This is a genomic window from Hymenobacter terrenus (genome assembly GCF_000972495.1).
GTDB classification, from domain to species: Bacteria; Bacteroidota; Bacteroidia; order Cytophagales; family Hymenobacteraceae; genus Hymenobacter; species Hymenobacter terrenus.
This window is the reverse complement of record NZ_LATM01000008.1, coordinates 22,189-39,056: the sequence shown is the minus strand read 5'-3', so window position 1 is coordinate 39,056 and position 16,868 is coordinate 22,189. Positions and strand designations below refer to the sequence as shown.

The following is a 16,868-nucleotide window of genomic DNA, read 5'->3' as shown; positions in this document are numbered from 1 at the left end:
GTTTGCAGCTAGGCTACGAGTAGCTGGTAAGTTGACTGGTATAAATATGATTAATTCTGGCTTGTGCCCATCTTAAACACGCCCTGAGGTGGGCAGTTCTTCGACAGTGAAATCTTCCGCCTTAGCAAGGGCTCCTGGTCCGCCGAATCAGCTTCAGCCCGTGATTTTCTACGGTATCAGCGGCCCTCGTGCCTCGCTTACAGTAGTTCCTCGCCTGCCTTAAGATGCCCGCTTGCTACCCGTATTGTAGATTGTTTTAGCCCGAAACGCAACGAGCGCAGGGACTAATCAAGTCCCTGCGCTCGTCACTCGGAGAAGCAAGTTCTCCTGGCAAACCTTGCTGTTTATCCTTCGCCGCGTAGCACCTCCAGTGGCGAGCGGCGCAGCACGTCGCGGCTGTTGAAGAGCCCTATGCCTGCCGTGAGGGCTGTAACCAGCGCCACTAGCCCCAGCAACGGCAGTACCGCCGGCCCGAAGCCTACCTGGAATACCCACACCGCCAGCGCCCAGGTTGCCAGCACTGCGAGCCCAATGCCGGCCAGCGCCGCCAGCAGCCCCAGCAGGCCGTATTCGACCAGCGTAATGCGCAGAATCTGCCGGCGGCTGGCACCCAGTGTGCGCAGCAGTACGCTTTCGCGCACCCGCTGGTAGCGACTGATAACTACCGAACTGCTCAGGACCAGCAGCCCGGTGAGGATGCTGAACCCGGCCATGAAGCGGATGACGAAGGATATTTTGGCCAGCAATTCTTCCAGGGTTTTTAGAATCAGTCCCAGGTCGATGGCCGACACGTTGGGAAACTCCCGGACCAGGCGCTGCTGCACGGCGGCCAGCGCCGCCGTGTTGGGCGTGCGCGTGAGCAGTACCTCAAATTGTGGTGCCTGCTCCAGCACCCCGGCCGGGAACACCACCAAGAAGCTGGGCTGCACCTGGGCCCGGTCAATCTCGCGGGTGCCGCCCACGATGGTGCGCAGCGGCGCCCCCTGCACGTTGAAGTCCAGCGTGTCGCCAATCTTGAGCTTCGACCGTTGCAGATAACTGGATTCTACCGAGACGCGCGGCGTGCCATCGCGGCCCATGGTGGGAACGGTGCCGTCCACTAGCTTTTCCGACGCGTTCAGGGAATCACGGTACGTCACGCGGTACTCGCGGCTAAGAACCCAGGGCGGAATCCCAGTGGTGTCTTTTTTCAGAACCGCCGCCGATTGGCCGTTCACCGCCAGCAGGCGCATCGTGACGATGGGCACCCGCTGCAACACGGGCAGGCGCTGCGCACTCAGGAGCTTCTCGACCCCGGCCCGCTGCTCGCGCTGAATATCAAACAGCACCAGATTGGGCTGCTGGCCCTGGCCGGCTAGCTGCACCCGGCCCAGCAGCAGGGTTTGGGTGAGGAAAAGCGTGGCCAGCAAAAACGTGCCCAGCCCAATGGACGTGACCAGTGTGAGCGTCTGGTTTTGGGGGCGGTACAGATTGGCCAGGCCCTGCCGCCACACGTAGCCCCAGCCCGCCGGGAAGAAGCGCCGCACCAGTGCCATCAGCAGCCGGCCCAAGACCGCTAGTGCTGCGAAAGCCGTCAGCAGTCCCGCGCCGAAGCCCAGCGTGAGGTTCCAGCTACGCGTTTGTTGGTAGGCAAAAGCCAGGATAAACAGGCCGATGAGCAGCAGAATGAGCCAGCGCAGCGGGTCGGGCGTGGCCGTATCATCCTCAAAAGCCGTGCGCAACACCCGCAGCGGCGACACGCGCCGGACGCTCAGCAGCGGCAGCAACGCGAAGAGCACCGCCATCAGCAGCCCCGTGGTCAGGCCCGTGAGCACGGCCGGCCACGAAATGCTGACGGTGATAGCCACCGGCAGAAAATCGCCCAGCACCCGCGGCAGCAGGCTTTGCACGGCCGCCCCCAGCGCGGCTCCCAGTACCGCGCCCACCAGCCCCAGCCCGGCAGTTTGAATCAGATAGATAAGCAAAGCCTGCCGGCCGCTGGCGCCCAGGCAGCGTAGCACGGCCACGGCGGCCAGCTTTTCACGCACGTAGAGGTTCACGGCGCTGGCTACGCCCACGCAGCCCAGCAGCAGAGCCACGAAGGCCACCAGGCTCAGGTAGCGGGTGAGGTCGGCGAAAGCCCGGCCGGTTTGCTGCTGGCGGGAAGCCACGGTGTCGGCGTCGATGTCGGCCTTGTCGAGGCGGGCCTGCAAGGTCTTGACCAATGCCGCCACGTCGGTACCCGGCGCGAAGCGGTACGAGCGCCGGTACTGCACCCGGCTGCCCCGTTGCACCAGGCCGGTTTTGGCTGCCAGGCTCACCGGGATAAACACCGTGGGCGCCACCGCCGTGGCGATGCCCGACTGTCCGGGCGTCTTCAGCACCCGCCCGATGATGGGTAGCTTCACCCGGCCCACCAGCACTGAGTCGCCCACTTTGGCCCCAAACTGCGCCAGCAGCGCATCATCTACCAAGGCGCCGGGAGCGGCCCCGGGCTCGGTAAAGCGCTGGGCGGCGTTTCGGGGCTCGGTCTGCCATTCGCCATAAAAAAAGCCGCCGTCGCGGGCCCGCACTTGTACTAGCCGTGCGCTTCCACTCGGCCGAAATTCGACCATTGAGGCAAACGCTAGCTCCTGGGTGCGGGCCACGCCCAGCTTGCTGAGGGTGGGCTGAAGGCCGGCGGCGAAAGGTTTGCTGGCCGACAAGACCAAATCGGCCCCCAGCAGTTCCCGGGCCTGCTCGCTGATGCTGCGGGCCAGGTTGTCGCCAAACGAGTTGATGCCCACCAGCGCCGCGATGCCCAGCACGATGCTGGCCATAAACAGGAGCAGCCGCGCCCGGCTGCGGCGGCTGTCGCGCCAGGCCATGCGGAAGAGCCAGCTAGTGGCCGGACGGGAAGCGGGTGAGAAGGAGAGAGGCGTCACGCGGGAAAAATGGAATATAATAATACGAAGGCACCAAAAGCCACCGTCCGAGCTGGCAACACATGCCGTCGATTCGCCCAACTCGTCGGGATGTTTGTCGCAACTCGACGTCATCTTTTGGGAAGAACATACTGTCGAGTTGAAAAACCACTACCAAGAGCGGCAAATACAATTAACGCCCACCGGAAGGAAAAGTGATTTGTTACTTTCCCGTGATGAACGCAGGCTCTGCGGCCACCACCTTGCCGCCGCGCAGGCGCAATACGCGCTGCGTTTTGGCAGCCAGTTCCATGTCGTGGGTGACGAGTACCAGCGTAGTGCCGGCTTCGCGGTTCAGTTCGAAAAGCAGGCTTACTACCCGCTCGCTGGTGTCGGGGTCGAGGTTGCCGGTGGGCTCGTCGGCGAAGAGCACGGCCGGGCGGTTGGCGAAGGCGCGGGCCAGGGACACGCGCTGCTGCTCGCCGCCCGATAGCTGGGCCGGATAGTGATGGGCGCGGTCGGCCAGGCCCACGCGGTCGAGCAGGGCCAGGGCAGTTTGGGCCGCGCCGCGCTGCCCGCGCAGCTCCAGCGGCACCAGCACGTTTTCAAGGGCCGTGAGGGTAGGCAGCAGCTGGAAATTCTGGAAAATGAAGCCCACGTGTTGGTTGCGCACGGCCGCCCGTTGGTCCTCGCTCAGGTTGTCGAGCTGAATGCCATTGAGCCAGACGCTGCCTGAAGTGGCGCGGTCGAGGCCGGCGCACAAGCCCAGCAGCGTGGTTTTACCCGAGCCCGAGGGCCCCACGATGGCAAACGTGTCGCCTGCCGTCAGGTCAAAGCTTACGGTGTGCAGCACTGTAAGCTCGCGGCCCGCGCTGGTATAGGTTTTGGTAAGATTATCGACTCGAAGAATGCTCATGCGGGAAGGTGATTAGACGGAATTGGCCAGCGCGCTATGCTACGCCTGCCAAGGCTGGCCACCACGCAACATCAACGAAATGGGCTGGAAAATGCTTTAGCTGCGCTCAACATAAATTATGACAGGAAAGAGCCTGAGGAAGCAAAATCCCCGCCCGCACCTCTGCCCATCAGCATCCATACGGCTGGCGGCGACCATTGGACAGCCTGCAAATGGGGCGCGGCGGCTCCTGCTTAATTTAGGTTGCAGCCTCGCCGCGTAATGGTAACAGAAAGGCTTGGTTCCTCTGCCACCGTTGCACGGCTTTTAGAGCGATTCCGGCGAGTACATGTAGCCTGGACTCTGCGAGTCCGCGCCTGAACGAGCCGACACAATCCCAGCCGCGCGCGGACTCGCAGAGTCCATGCTACACGAATATGCACGCCGAAACAGTTCTGGTTTGAATTGAGAACGTACCCCTTAGCGTTTGGCGGCGGTCCGCGCAGCAGGAGTTTTAATAGGCTCTTTGCCAGCGGAGTTGCCCACGTAGCGGCGTAGACTCTTAGCGGCTTCGGGGTTTAGCTTGGCCGCTTGCTCGAGGTCGCGCCGCGCTTCCGACAGCTTATCGAACGATGAGTAGCTGATGCCCCGGTACTCCCAGGCATCGGCGTAGGTCGAATCGAGCTGGATGGCCTTGGTGAAGTCGCCCACGGCCGACTTGTACTGGTACATCTGCATCTTGGCCACGCCCCGGCCGAAGAAAGATTCCTTGTCATCGGGCCGGTATTTGATAGCGCCGGAAAAATCGGTGGTCGCCGCCTTGTATTGCTTTAGCATCAGACGGTTTACGCCTCGGTTGTAATAGGCGTCGGGGTTGTTGCGCTGGTACCGGATGGCGGCTGTGTAGTCGGGCAGGGCCTCCCGGTATTGCTTCAGGTAGCTCTTGGCCTTGGCGCGCTGGAGCAGCGCGCGCGGATTTTTAGGGTTGACGATGAGCGACGCCTCCGCATCCGAAAGCATGATGCGGTAGTCGGTAGCGGTCAGCTTCTTCTCCTTTGCCCGTTCGGCCGAAGCAGCCTCGGCGGTAGGAGCAGCCGGGTCGGGCCGGTCGGCGGCCAGCGCGGCGGCCGAGGCCACATCCGTAGCCGTGGCCGTAGCGGGCGTGGCGGCAATGCCGTTGGCAGGGCTGCTGGTACGGGCATCGGGGGCCGACACCGCCGCCCCCGCCGAGTCGAGTCGGCGAGCACCAGTTGCGGTGGGCGCCGTCAGCGGCTGACTCGTATTAGATGGCTGCTCCTTCTCGGTAACGGTAGTAGCGCAATTGGTCAGAAAAATCAACAGCCCGAGCGCGGCCAGTGGAAAGCGAAAAAATGATTTCATGGAAGCAAAGTGAAAAGCCAGGCAAGCCGTGCCGTAGCCGGGGCTTATACGGCGCCAAGACGAGATTCGCTATTAGCACGTACTGCGGTGCGGCGTTGTTGCCTAGTTTGCATCTGGCAGTGGCCGGCATAGCGGCGCGGTGCGGGGGCGCGGCTATCTTTGCTGCCCAATGGGTGGGTCCCCCAGCCGGGCCCGGTGTACTTTTCTCTTTCGAAAGAATTTTATGGCATTGCAATTTGATTTGGTCGTGGTCGGCAGCGGCCCCGGCGGGTACGTAGCCGCCATTCGGGCGTCGCAGCTGGGCCTGAAAGTGGGCGTTATCGAGCGCGAGTCGCTGGGCGGCATTTGCCTCAATTGGGGCTGTATTCCCACCAAAGCGCTGCTCAAGTCGGCGCAGGTGTTCGAATACCTCAACCACGCCGCCGACTACGGCCTGAAGGCCGAAGGCATTGGCTACGATTTCGGCGCCGTAATTAGCCGCAGCCGCGGCGTGGCCGACGGCATGAGCAAGGGCATCAACTTCCTGTTCAAGAAGAATAAGATTGAGGTCGTTATGGGCGCTGGCAAGGTGCTGGCCCCCGGCAAGGTGGAAGTGACCAAAGCCGACGGTAGCAAGGAAACTGTCGAAGCCAAGAGCATCATCCTGGCTACCGGCGCCCGCTCGCGTGAGCTGCCCACCATGCCCGTCGACAATAAGAAAATTATCGGCTACCGCAAGGCCATGGCCATGGAGCAACTGCCCAAGCGCCTCGTGGTGGTGGGCTCGGGCGCCATCGGTGTCGAGTTTGCCTACTTCTATCGGACCATGGGCTCGGAGGTGACGGTGGTGGAATACCTGCCCCGCATCGTGCCCGTGGAAGACGAGGAAGTGTCGCGCCAGATGGAAAAGTCGTTCCGCAAAATCGGCGTGAACGTGCTCACCAGCGCCGAAGTAACCAAGGTAGACACCAGCGGCGAAGGCTGCCAGGTGACCATCAAAACCGCCAAGGGCGAGCAGCAGATTGACTGCGACGTGGTGCTGAGTGCCGTGGGCGTGACCACCAACCTGGAGAACATCGGCATCGAAGAGCTGGGTATCAAAGTAGAGCGCGGCCGCGTCATCGTCGATGACTTCTACCAGACCAACGTGCCCGGCATTTACGCCATCGGCGACATCGTGCCCGGTCCCGCGCTGGCTCACGTGGCCTCGGCCGAGGGCATTATTTGCGTCGAGAAAATCGCCGGCCACCACCCCGAGCCGCTCAACTATCAGAACATTCCCGGCTGCACTTACGCCTCGCCTGAAATTGCCAGCGTGGGCTATACTGAAGCTGAAGCCAAGGAAAAAGGCTACGACATCCTGGTGGGCAAATTCCCCTTCTCCGCTTCGGGCAAAGCCAGCGCCGGCGGCGTGAAAGACGGCTTCGTAAAAGTCATCTTTGACAAGAAATACGGTGAGTGGCTCGGCGCCCACATGATTGGCTCAAACGTGACCGAGATGATTGCCGAGGTGGTGGTAGCCCGCAAGCTGGAAACCACCGGCCACGAAATTATTAAGTCGGTGCACCCGCACCCCACCATGTCGGAAGCCGTGATGGAAGCCGCCGCCGCCGCGTACGGCGAGGTGATTCACTTGTAGAGAGGACTCGCTAAAGAAGAGCACAAACAGGCCCGGCTGAATAAGCCGGGCCTGTTTCAATATAAGTGATTACTAACGTGTTACTTTGCCCAAAAACTACAGCTTCCAAAGATGGAGTCGACTGATAATATCCTGCTTTATCAAGCACCCGATGGGCAAACCCGATTAGAGGTGCAGCTGGACCACGAAACTGTCTGGTTGACGCAGGCGCAAATGGCGCAACTATTTGACCGCGAAAGAAGTGTGCTTTCTAAGCACTTGCGAACAGTTTTTCAAACAGGCGAACTTGACGAAGAAAGCAATGTGCATTTTTTGCACATTGCTTTCTCTGACAAAGCAGTATCTTATTATAATTTAGATGTAATAATTTCAGTTGGTTACCGTGCCAGTACCTTTTGCAGGGCTACGCGCTGAATGAAAAGCGCTTGCGCGAAAGTATCCGCCAACTAGCCGAACTTAAGCGCCTAGTGCATCCCGAGGGACGAAACTTATGAACTGACTGGCTACCAAGGGCTGAGCCATGTTGGCAGGAAGATGCTGCCAATGAGATAAAACACGTAGCCAGCGGCGATAAATGGGTGCAGCCGTGCCGGCCTATTAAAAAAGCGCAACAGCAACACCGCTAGCAGAGGCGTTCCTAGCACGATGACCAGCCAAGTATCTTTCACGCCGTAAACTGGTTCGATAGTGTTGTAATCATCGGCAAGAAATCCACCGTGCCCCACCACCTCGGTGCCAATCTGCACTTTATGCGCCAATGCGGCCCGATGCATCCTGCTTCCGCTCAACAGACAGAGAAAATAGAACATACAGGTTGTCCCAGCCCGAATTGCCAGGTTGAAATACGTAGGCTGCACCAGTAGCAAAACCAAGCAATAAACCACAAGCAATGTTAGATAGAGCATAGCCTGGCTAATATAACTACCCCGACGGCACCCGGCGGCTGGCCGATAACGCGCTGGTGGCGCTCACGCTGCTCATCGCCGAGAGCAAGCCGGAGGACAAGGCCACGATAGTGACGCTGGTGGTGAACCTGATTAATCAGGATAATTAATCCTGCGCCGCCTCAACCGCTACCTTCGGCCCCACGGCCGCTTTTGGTTTCTGGCTCACCAGCCACACGCCCAGGAAAATGAGCACGGCCTGCCCGGCTTTGCCCCAGGAAAGATGGTCTTTGCCCAAACTCATGGCGATGAGCACGGCCAGCACTGGCTGAATGTAGATGTAGACGCCCAGCAGGGCAGGGGAGGCGTATTTCAAGGCCCAGTTATTGAGCAGGTAGGCCACGATGGTGAGGAAAACGACCATGTAGCCTATTTCGAGCCAGATGTAGGGTGGGAAATGGCGGTAATCGGCCGTCAGGGTTTGCTGCCAGCCGAAGGGCACGGCGATGAACGCGCCCACCAGAAACACCCGCCCCAGTACTGTGAAGGCGTGATACTTGCGCATCAGGGGCTGCACCAGCACGAGGTAGAGGCCAAACACGGTGGCGTTGGCCAGAATGCAAATATTGCCCAGCGTGGCGTTCGGATAGATGGTCGCCTGCGCATTGCGACTGAGAATGAGCGATGCCGCCCCAACTGCTCCCACGGCAATGCCCAGCACGCGCGGCAGCGTGATTTTCTCGCTCAACAAGACGGCCGAGGCAATGACCACCACAATGGGCGCGATGGTTTGGAGCAGCGAGGCGCTGATGGGCGCAGTCAGGTTCAGGCCCGAAAAAAACAGGAGCTGGTTGACGCCAATACCACAAATACCGCAGGCAATGGCCCGCAGGTTGTCGGCCCGACCGACGATTTTATCCCGTGGGGCCACGAAATATTTGATGATGGCGAAAAACAAGGTGGCGCCCAAAATGCGCAGCGTAACGACGCCAAATGGCCCCATGTAGCGCGGCATGATGTCTTTAGAAAGCGAATAGCTGGCGGCGTAGATGAGGGCAACCAGAAATAGCGCCGCGTGGACGCGGAGGGAACTGCGCATAATGGAGGAGAGACAGCGCAAAGTAGCGCGAACTTTGTGGCTCGCGTCCCCGCGCCGGTAGAACTTGTTCGTGCCAGCATCGTTCGGAGACGCGAACTACAAAGTTCGCGCTACTTATGGCTTCCCTCTTTCCCGACGACGAACCCACCGCTTTCACCCCGCCGCCCCCGCCCGGACCCGACGCGCCCCTGGCCGAGCGCCAGCGCCCGCGCCGCCTGGCCGACTACGCCGGCCAGCAGCACCTGGTGGGCGAAACCGGCGTGCTGCGCCGCTACCTCAGCTCCGGCCGCTTGCCCAGCCTCATTCTCTGGGGCCCGCCGGGCGTGGGCAAAACCACCCTGGCTCATTTGCTGGCCAGCGAGCTGAAACAGCCCTTCTCGGCTTTGAGCGCCATCAATGCGGGCGTGAAGGACGTGCGCGATGTCATTGAGAAGGCCCGGCGGCAGCGCGGCACGGTGCTTTTTATTGACGAAATTCACCGCTTCAGCAAGGCCCAGCAGGACGCGCTGCTGGGCGCGGTGGAGAACGGGACGGTGACGCTGATCGGGGCCACCACCGAAAACCCGTCGTTCGAAGTCATTCCGGCCCTGCTCTCCCGCTGCCAGGTGTACGTGCTGGAGCCGTTGGGCGCGGAAACCCTGCGCGGGCTGGTGAGCAAGGCCCTGACGGAGGACGAGGCGCTGAAGCAGAAGAAGGTCAGTCTAAAGGAAGCCCACGCTCTGCTGGCCCTGAGTGGAGGCGACGCCCGCAAGCTGCTCAATCTCCTCGAAATAGTGGTGCAGAGCACGCCGCCCGATAAAAAGGGCGTCGTGACCATCACCGATGCCGTGGTGCAGCAAGTGGCTCAGCGCCCGTTGGCGAAGTACGACAAGGGCGGCGAGATGCACTACGACGTGATTTCGGCCTTCATCAAAAGCATGCGCGGCTCCGACCCTAACGCCGCGCTCTACTACCTGGCCGTGATGCTGGAAGGCGGCGAGGATGTGAAGTTCATCGCTCGGCGCATGCTCATTCTGGCTTCCGAGGACATCGGCAACGCTAATCCCAACGCCCTGATGCTGGCCACGAGCTGCTTCCAGGCCTGCACCGTTATTGGCCTGCCTGAGTCGGACCTGATTCTGGCCCAAACCGTGGTGTACCTGGCCACTTCGGTGAAGAGCAATGCCTCGTACCTGGCCATCCGGGCGGCGCAGGCCGAGGTGCAAGCCCACGGCGTGTACCCAGTGCCCGTGCCGCTGCGCAACGCCCCCACGCGCTTGCTGAAGCAGCTCGGCTACGGCAAGGAATACGCCTACTCGCATAACGGTGAGGGCAACTTCGAGGAACAGGAGTTTCTGCCCGACGCCCTGAGCGGTACCCGTTTCTACGAGCCCGGCCAGAACCCCAGCGAGCAGAAAATTCAAGAGCGCCTGCGTAGCTGGTGGGGCGAAAAGTACGGCTACTAGCATCTGGTAGGCCCGAACCGGACAAGGAGGTATTTTACGCTGGGCGGGCTGTGCAGTGGCGTTGCGTGCGGGCAGGATGCATTGGCAAGCGGCGGACAGTCGCGCTCGGTCAGGTATAAAAGCCTTTGATTTTGTTTGAGGTTTTATACCTGACAGGTATAAAACGTTTCAGTTTGCACCAGAGCTTTATACCTGACGGGTATAGAATGATTCAGTTTTGTGTAGGGTTTTATACCTGCTGGTTCGAAAACAAGCTGACCCACTTGTTATACATGCACTAGTCCCATGGTCGCGGTGACGTTGCGCTTGGGAAGTGGTTGGGGTAGGGGTCATCTTTGTCGGCGTGGCCCACGTAGGCGAGGCTGGTGGGGTGCTCGTTGGGTTTTGCCTGTAACTTGCTGCTCCTTTCCAAGATGGGCGCTAGCCCCTTGGGTGAGCCATTCAATTCGCGTCTTTAATTTATCTTTTTCATGCTTCAGTTTTTGAAATTTGTGCTGGCCACCATCGTAGGCTTGCTGGCATTTAGCTTTTTAGGCGTCCTGCTCTTGATTGGCATCGTCAGCACGGCTAAGAGTGCGGGCGAACGCAAGGAGGTTGCCGCTAATTCGGTACTGGAACTCAAGCTCAACGAGCCGCTAACGGAGCGTGGGCGTGATGGTAAATTCGAGAGCTTCGGCGGGGGGGATTCGTCCACCGGTCTCATTAGTTTGAAGGAAGCCATCCGTCGGGCCAAGGGCGATGGCGACATTAAAGGCATTCTCCTTAACCTCGACATCGTGCAGGGCGGCATGGCCTCGCTGGAGGAAGTACGCGATGCCCTGCTCGACTTCAAAAAGTCGGGCAAGTTCATCGTAGCCTACCACGAAGTATGCTCCGAGAAAAGCTTTTACCTTTCTTCGGTAGCCAACGAGATTTACCTGCACCCGCAGGGAACTCTGGAATTCAACGGCCTGAGCACGGAGGTGATGTTCTACAAGCGGCTGTTCGACAAGGCCGGTATTCAGCCCTACATCTTCCGGGTGGGCTCCTTCAAGAGTGCCGTGGAGCCGTTTTTCCGCGAGAGCTTTTCCGATTCGGCCCGCTACCAGACGGTGTCGTTTCTGAACTCCATCAATGGCTATATGATTGGAAAGGTTGCTGCTGCCCGCGGCATCGCACCGGCCCGCCTCAAGGTTATTTCCGACTCCATGCTGGTGCACAACGCCCCCGACGCCCTGCGCCTGAAGTTGGTGACCAAGCTCGGTTATTTCGATGAGGTGCAGGACTACATGCGCGGCAAGCTCGGCTTGGCCAAGAACAAAAAGCCCAGCCTGGTGAGCCTGAGCGACTACACCGATAGCGAGGAAGAGGACGAAAAAGAAGGCACCACCAGCGGCAACCGCATTGCCGTAATTTACGCCGAAGGGGACATCGTAACCGGCAAAGGCTCCGAGGATAACATCGGCAGCACCAAGTTTGCCGAGGCCATCCGTAAGGCCCGCCTCGACGATAAGGTGAAGGCCGTGGTGCTGCGCATCAATTCGCCCGGCGGCTCGTCGCTGGCGTCGGACATCATCTACCGTGAGGTAGCGCTGACCAAAAAAGTGAAGCCGATTATCGCCTCCATGTCGGATGTGGCAGCTTCGGGTGGCTATTACATCGCCATGGCCTGCGATACCATCGTGGCCCATCCCAATACCATCACAGGTTCCATCGGCGTATTTGGGGTACTGCCCAACATCCAGCCGCTGCTGGCCGACAAGCTCGGCATCACCGTGGACCGCGTGACGACGGGCAAGTTTTCCGACCTGCCCACCATCACGCGCCCGCTGTCTGATTTTGAAAAGCGCACCTTGCAGCAAGAGGTCGACAACATCTACACTGACTTCACCACCAAGGCCGCACTAGGCCGCCGCATGCCCGTTGAGCGCCTGCGCCGCCTCGCCTCCGGCCGCGTCTGGAGCGGCCTTGAAGCCAAGAGCAACGGCCTCGTCGACGTGCTCGGCGACTATTCCGACGCCCTCCAGCTAGCGGCCACCCGTGCTCACCTCAAAGCCGACGACTACGAAGTACAGCGCCTGCCGCGCCAGCGGTCGTCCATCGAGAACCTGCTCTCCATGTTCGGTGGCGACGATGACGAGGCCAAAGCCAAGGCCATGAAAACAGAGTTGGGGCCGCTCTACCCCGCCTACGCGCAGTACCAGCAGCTCATGCAGATGCGCGGCGTGCAGGCCAAACTGCCATATCTGCTGGAAATCAAATAACTTATTTCACCCGAAGATTAGAGCAGATGGTGGGACGCCCCGTCCCACCATCTGCTCTAATCTTCGGGTAATTTTTAAATCTATCATGCTGAATCACCTCCGCGAAGCCGCCGCCTACATTCAATCCAATTCTCAAAACTTCCAACCCGAAACCGGTATCATTCTCGGCACTGGCTTAGGCGCGCTGGCCAAAGAGGTAGAGGTCGAGCACGAAATCAATTACGCTGATATTCCGCATTTCCCACTCAGTACCGTAGAAAGCCACGCCGGTCGGCTGCTGCTCGGCCATATGGGCGGTAAAAAGGTAGCCGTGCTGCAAGGTCGCTTTCATTACTACGAAGGCTATACCATGCAGCAGGTAGCCATGCCGGTGCGGGTGCTCAAGCTGCTGGGCATTAGTCGGCTGCTGGTGAGCAACGCGGCTGGTGGGCTGAACCCGGACTTCAACATTGCCGACCTGATGCTGATTGACGACCACATCAACCTGCAGCCCGGCAATCCGCTCATCGGCCCCAATCTGGATGAGCTAGGCCCGCGCTTCCCCGACATGTTTGCGCCTTACGACGCTGACTTGCTGGTTCGTGCCGAAGCCGCCGCGCAGGCCTTGGGCCAGGCCGATACCACGCGCCGCGGCGTGTACGTGAGCGTACCCGGCCCCATGCTCGAAACCCCGGCCGAATACCGCTATCTGCGTACCATTGGGGCCGATGCGGTGGGCATGAGCACGGTGCCGGAAGTCATTGCGGCGCGCCACCTAGGCCTGCCGGTGCTAGCCGTATCCGTTATTACGGACTTGTGCGCGCCCGGCTACCTCAAGCCCGTGGTACTGGCCGATATTTTCGCCGCCGCTGGCAAAGCGGAGCCCCGCCTCACGGCGCTGATTCGGGCCGTGGTGGCGGGGCTGTAATAGATTAAAGTTGCGCGCCGATGGGGCGACAGACTAGTGAAAACTTCGTGCTTCTGATGGTGGAAAGGCGCATAGCGGTGAGAGAAGCACAAAGGGCCCTCTCACCGCTATGCGCCTTTTGGTTCTCCCCTATTTAGGCCAGCGGTTGCCCAGGCTGGCAAGCCTGATTCAACGTAAAACCTTCGTGGCCTGCGTGCTGCTGAGCACCGAAAAGATGCCGATGCCGCCCTGGACATTGCTGTAAATGGCCGACGGCTGGCCGAAGGGATTGCCGTTGGCGCTACGAGCATCACGCACTGATTGGCGGAAGCGGAAAAATGCGATATCAGTGTGATAGAGCGTGGCCGTGATGGTATCACCGGCTGAGAAACGGAAGCTGGTGCCCAAAAGGATGGGCTCACCGTTGAATAATCGGTCCTGCACGGAGTTGTCGACTTCAGGGCTCCTCCGAAGGGCACCTTTGGCAGGGTCACCTTTGTGAATTTGATAACGGTAGCAGTTGTCGAGCGTGGCCGGGTCGCGGAAGCCGATGAGGACGTAGGCTTTGCGCTCGGAGCCGGGTTTGTCGTTGAATTTGTACTCCAGCGAATCGATGGCAATGGGCGCCAGCATGGTGGTCGTGCCCGTGATGTGGCGGCCCTTGGAGTCGCTCACGTCCAGCTTGAACACATCGCCGGGACGGGCTACCAGTGGGTCGCGGCCGATGTGAGAGTAGAATTTCTCGCCCGTGGTGTCGATTAGAGCCCGGTAGTTGGGCGCAAAGGGGAGGGGCACCACCGTGCCGTTGGGCATGGTCAGGGTCACGGTGACATCGTTGGGAATCTGCGGCAGCACAGTGCCCAGGTACGGTACTGAGGTCGTGACAGCCAGGCTGGGCACTTTGCCCGGCTCCAGGTAACATTCCACCACCAGCTCGGATGAATATGAGGGCAATGGCACGTCAATGTCGTTCTGCAGTGAGCCGCACCCGGCCAAGGCAATGAGGAGCAGCAGGCTGACAGCTTTCGTGAAATAGGTCATGGGGCAGGATTAAATCAAACTCGTCATGCTTCGACTACGCTCAGCATGACGGGCTAGAAACGGAAATTATACGTCAGCGAGGGAATGACGGGGAAAAGTGACACCTGCTTTGCCTGGAAGCCGGTGGTACGGCCAGTAGCCTTGTCTTTCACGGTATCGAAAAACACGAAATAGGCGTTGCGCCGGTTGTAGGCGTTGTAGATGCTCAACGTCAAATCCTGATTGAGCCGCGACCCAATTTTATACACCACGCCGAGGTCGAGGCGGTGGTAGGGGATGAGGCGGTAGGAGTTACGGTCGGGATAGATGGGTACCGGGCGTGGGTCGAGGCTGTTGCCGGAACCCGGAATGTCCTGCACGCCAAAGCGACCCAGCGGCAGCGTGGTGAGGTTGCCCGAAGTATAAATGAAGCTAGCCGTGAGGTTGATGCGGGCGTTGAGCTGGTGGAGTACCACCACAGTCAGGTTGTGGCGGCGGTCGTAGTTAGGGTGAAAATCCGTGCCGTTGTTAACGCCCAAGGTGCCGCGCTGGGGCTGGAAGTTGCGCCAACTCCAAGCCAGGGTGTAGCCAATCCAGCCGGTGGTTTTGCCGCTTTTCTTCTCCAGATACAACTCATTGCCATAGCTCCAGCTCTTGCCAAAGATGAATTCCGCGTCCAGCTCAGGGTTCACGAATAACTGCGCGCCATCCTTGAAATCGACCTGGTTTTGTCCCCACTTGTAGTACACCTCATTGGTGAGCAAGTATTTGCCCTGGCCCAGCAAAAAGCTCACCCCGCCGCTCACCTGCTGCGAGCGTTGGGGCTTCACTGACAGCCGCGATGGGTACCAGATATCGGTAGGCAGGGAGGCGCCGGAGTTCGTGACCAGGTGCACGTACTGGTACATGAGGGCGTAGCTGGCTTTCAGCGAGGTGCGGTCGTTGAGGGAGTAGCGGGCCGACGCCCGCGGTTCCAGGCCTCCGTACTGGTTGTTGCCGCTGCTGAAGCCGGTCAGGCGCAGGCCCCCTTCGAGCTGCAGCTTCTCGGAGGCCTTATAGTTATCGGAGGCGTACAGCGCGCCATCGAGGCCATAGTAGTTGATGTCGGACCCAAAGTTGATGCGGCCGTCGGAGGAGTTGGCATCGAGGCGGCCCACGCCAAATTTGTGTTGCGTGAACATGGCTCCGGCCTTGAGTAGGTGCCGGTCATTGGGGGTGTATTCAAAGTCGGTGCGCCCCGAGTAATCGGTGATGCGCGAGCCCAGGCCGAAGTTAAACTGGTCGAGCTTATTGGTCAGGTCGTACTTATAGTCGGAAATCGTAACCGAGGAATTAACGAACAGCTTGGGCGAAAACACGTGGTTCCAGCGCAGCGAGCCAACGGTGTTGCCCCAGGTGAAATTGAAGTCGAAGCCGCCCGTGCTGTTAAAGCCAAAGATGTCGCGGCCCAGGTAGCCGGTCAGAAACAATTGGTCCTTTTCGCCCAGCGTATAATTGGCCTTGGCGTTAAGGTCATAGAAATAGTAGTCGGGAATGGGGCTATATTCTGGGTCGTCTTCGTTGGCCCGATTGAGAGCCCGCGTGAAGATGTCAAAGTACGTGCGGCGGCCCGACACGATGAACGAGCCCTTGCCCTTGTTGATAGGACCCTCGTAGGTGAAGCGCGACGAAATCAGGCCGATACCGCCCGTCGCCACATTGCGCTGGCGGTTGCCCTCGCGCAACTTCACATCCACCACCGACGACAGCCGGCCCCCAAACTGCGCCGGAAACCCCGATTTGTACAAGTCCACACTTTGAACCGCATCCGAATTAAACACCGAAAACAGCCCGAACAAGTGGTTGGGGTTGTAGACCAGCGCGTTGTCGAGCAGCACCAGGTTTTGGTCGGAAGAGCCGCCGCGCACAAACAAGCCGCTGGTGCCCTCACCACCGCTCTGAATGCCCGGCTTGAGTTGCAGGGTTTTGAGAATATCCACTTCGCCGAATAGCGCCGGCAGCAGCTTGGCCTCGCGAATGCCTACGTGCTCTACGCCCATCTGAGTGGTTTTGAGCTTCTGTTCCAGCGTCACGGAGCCTTCCACCACCACTTCATCCAGCTCATTGCCACTCTCTTCCAACGTGAAGTTGAGGCGCTGGTTCTTCGTCAGGTTCAGGTCGCGGATGAGTTGCTGGTAGCCCACAAACGCCACCACCACCTGATGGCGCCCGGCGGGCAGGCTCACCGAAAAATGGCCGAGTGAATCGGCTGCCGTGCCAGTGCCCAATGCGGGCACGGCCACGCTGGCGCCGGGCAATGCCTCGTTACGCGCGCCCCGTACAGTGCCGCTCAAGGTGAAGATGGCTGCTTCCTGAGCGGCCGCTAATCGTGGGCTAACGAGAACAGTAAATAATAATAATAAAGGATAGGGTGTGAAGAATTTAAAAAACATAGGGTAACATTCAGGGAATACACAAAGATAGCCTCCTCCCCAACGACCATAGTTGCTCAATAGTCTGTTAGCACCCCAATACCG

General features: G+C 59.7%; 12 protein-coding genes. 5 read left to right on the top strand and 7 right to left on the bottom strand.

Annotated features, from left to right (window positions below):
* Window positions 1-344 precede the first annotated feature (344 nt).
* The 3 genes from WX88_RS12305 to WX88_RS27570 all read right to left on the bottom strand — a co-directional run bounded on the left by WX88_RS12305 (window position 345) and on the right by WX88_RS27570 (window position 5,157).
* On the bottom strand, window positions 345-2,846 hold the full coding sequence (locus WX88_RS12305; RefSeq protein ID WP_046244694.1) for an ABC transporter permease: 2,502 nt from the start codon (window positions 2,844-2,846) through the stop codon (window positions 345-347).
* A 259-nt stretch (window positions 2,847-3,105) separates the two neighbouring features.
* Window positions 3,106-3,798, bottom strand: coding sequence for an ABC transporter ATP-binding protein (locus WX88_RS12300; protein ID WP_046244693.1), 693 nt, complete (start codon window positions 3,796-3,798; stop codon window positions 3,106-3,108).
* 459 nt (window positions 3,799-4,257) lie between these two features.
* Complete coding sequence (locus tag WX88_RS27570; protein ID WP_052732624.1) at window positions 4,258-5,157, bottom strand: tetratricopeptide repeat protein; 900 nt, start codon at window positions 5,155-5,157, stop codon at window positions 4,258-4,260.
* Between the two features lie 223 nt (window positions 5,158-5,380).
* Between WX88_RS27570 and lpdA the strand changes: the two genes are divergently transcribed.
* On the top strand, window positions 5,381-6,775 hold the full coding sequence (gene lpdA, locus WX88_RS12290; protein WP_046244692.1) for a dihydrolipoyl dehydrogenase: 1,395 nt from the start codon (window positions 5,381-5,383) through the stop codon (window positions 6,773-6,775).
* A 111-nt stretch (window positions 6,776-6,886) separates the two neighbouring features.
* On the top strand, window positions 6,887-7,189 hold the full coding sequence (locus WX88_RS12285) for a virulence protein (RefSeq protein ID WP_046244691.1): 303 nt from the start codon (window positions 6,887-6,889) through the stop codon (window positions 7,187-7,189).
* An 89-nt stretch (window positions 7,190-7,278) separates the two neighbouring features.
* On the opposite strand, the gene WX88_RS12280 is transcribed toward WX88_RS12285, so the two are convergent.
* Together WX88_RS12280 and WX88_RS12275 are read right to left on the bottom strand one after the other, a co-directional pair.
* On the bottom strand, window positions 7,279-7,584 hold the full coding sequence (locus tag WX88_RS12280; protein WP_156176090.1) for a hypothetical protein: 306 nt from the start codon (window positions 7,582-7,584) through the stop codon (window positions 7,279-7,281).
* 241 nt (window positions 7,585-7,825) lie between these two features.
* Window positions 7,826-8,758 carry a DMT family transporter gene (locus WX88_RS12275; RefSeq protein ID WP_046244689.1) on the bottom strand — a complete coding sequence of 311 codons (933 nt, stop codon included), beginning with the start codon at window positions 8,756-8,758 and terminating at the stop codon, window positions 7,826-7,828.
* Window positions 8,759-8,874: 116 nt separating this feature from the next.
* Here WX88_RS12275 and WX88_RS12270 point away from each other — a divergent pair, with 116 nt between their 5' ends.
* The 3 genes from WX88_RS12270 (at window position 8,875) to WX88_RS12260 (ending at window position 13,353) form a co-directional block, all read left to right on the top strand.
* Window positions 8,875-10,203: a replication-associated recombination protein A gene (locus tag WX88_RS12270; protein WP_046244688.1), complete on the top strand. Its 1,329-nt coding sequence runs from the start codon at window positions 8,875-8,877 to the stop codon at window positions 10,201-10,203.
* A 470-nt stretch (window positions 10,204-10,673) separates the two neighbouring features.
* Entirely contained in the window at window positions 10,674-12,446 is a 1,773-nt protein-coding gene (sppA, locus tag WX88_RS12265; RefSeq protein ID WP_046244687.1) for a signal peptide peptidase SppA, read from the top strand.
* An 85-nt stretch (window positions 12,447-12,531) separates the two neighbouring features.
* Window positions 12,532-13,353 carry a purine-nucleoside phosphorylase gene (locus tag WX88_RS12260; RefSeq protein ID WP_046244686.1) on the top strand — a complete coding sequence of 274 codons (822 nt, stop codon included), beginning with the start codon at window positions 12,532-12,534 and terminating at the stop codon, window positions 13,351-13,353.
* Window positions 13,354-13,521: 168 nt separating this feature from the next.
* Here the strand turns inward: WX88_RS12260 and WX88_RS12255 are convergent, their stop codons facing one another.
* A complete protein-coding gene (locus tag WX88_RS12255) occupies window positions 13,522-14,373 on the bottom strand; it encodes a DUF4249 domain-containing protein (RefSeq protein WP_046244685.1) in 852 nt (283 codons plus the stop codon).
* A gap of 53 nt (window positions 14,374-14,426) precedes the next feature.
* Window positions 14,427-16,784 (bottom strand): TonB-dependent receptor, encoded by a 2,358-nt coding sequence (locus tag WX88_RS12250; protein WP_046244684.1) that lies wholly within the window; start codon window positions 16,782-16,784, stop codon window positions 14,427-14,429.
* Window positions 16,785-16,868 lie beyond the last annotated feature (84 nt).

Bases quoted from the DNA above. Each gene is read 5' to 3' on its own strand.
- WX88_RS12305 (WP_046244694.1), bottom strand. From the start codon at position 2,846: ATGGCCTGGCGCGACAGCCGCCGCAGCCGGGCGCGGCTGCTCCTGTTT.
- WX88_RS12300 (WP_046244693.1), bottom strand. From the start codon at position 3,798: ATGAGCATTCTTCGAGTCGATAATCTTACCAAAACCTATACCAGCGCG.
- WX88_RS27570 (WP_052732624.1), bottom strand. From the start codon at position 5,157: ATGAAATCATTTTTTCGCTTTCCACTGGCCGCGCTCGGGCTGTTGATT.
- lpdA (WP_046244692.1), top strand. From the start codon at position 5,381: ATGGCATTGCAATTTGATTTGGTCGTGGTCGGCAGCGGCCCCGGCGGG.
- WX88_RS12285 (WP_046244691.1), top strand. From the start codon at position 6,887: ATGGAGTCGACTGATAATATCCTGCTTTATCAAGCACCCGATGGGCAA.
- WX88_RS12280 (WP_156176090.1), bottom strand. From the start codon at position 7,584: ATGTTCTATTTTCTCTGTCTGTTGAGCGGAAGCAGGATGCATCGGGCC.
- WX88_RS12275 (WP_046244689.1), bottom strand. From the start codon at position 8,758: ATGCGCAGTTCCCTCCGCGTCCACGCGGCGCTATTTCTGGTTGCCCTC.
- WX88_RS12270 (WP_046244688.1), top strand. From the start codon at position 8,875: ATGGCTTCCCTCTTTCCCGACGACGAACCCACCGCTTTCACCCCGCCG.
- sppA (WP_046244687.1), top strand. From the start codon at position 10,674: ATGCTTCAGTTTTTGAAATTTGTGCTGGCCACCATCGTAGGCTTGCTG.
- WX88_RS12260 (WP_046244686.1), top strand. From the start codon at position 12,532: ATGCTGAATCACCTCCGCGAAGCCGCCGCCTACATTCAATCCAATTCT.
- WX88_RS12255 (WP_046244685.1), bottom strand. From the start codon at position 14,373: ATGACCTATTTCACGAAAGCTGTCAGCCTGCTGCTCCTCATTGCCTTG.
- WX88_RS12250 (WP_046244684.1), bottom strand. From the start codon at position 16,784: ATGTTTTTTAAATTCTTCACACCCTATCCTTTATTATTATTATTTACT.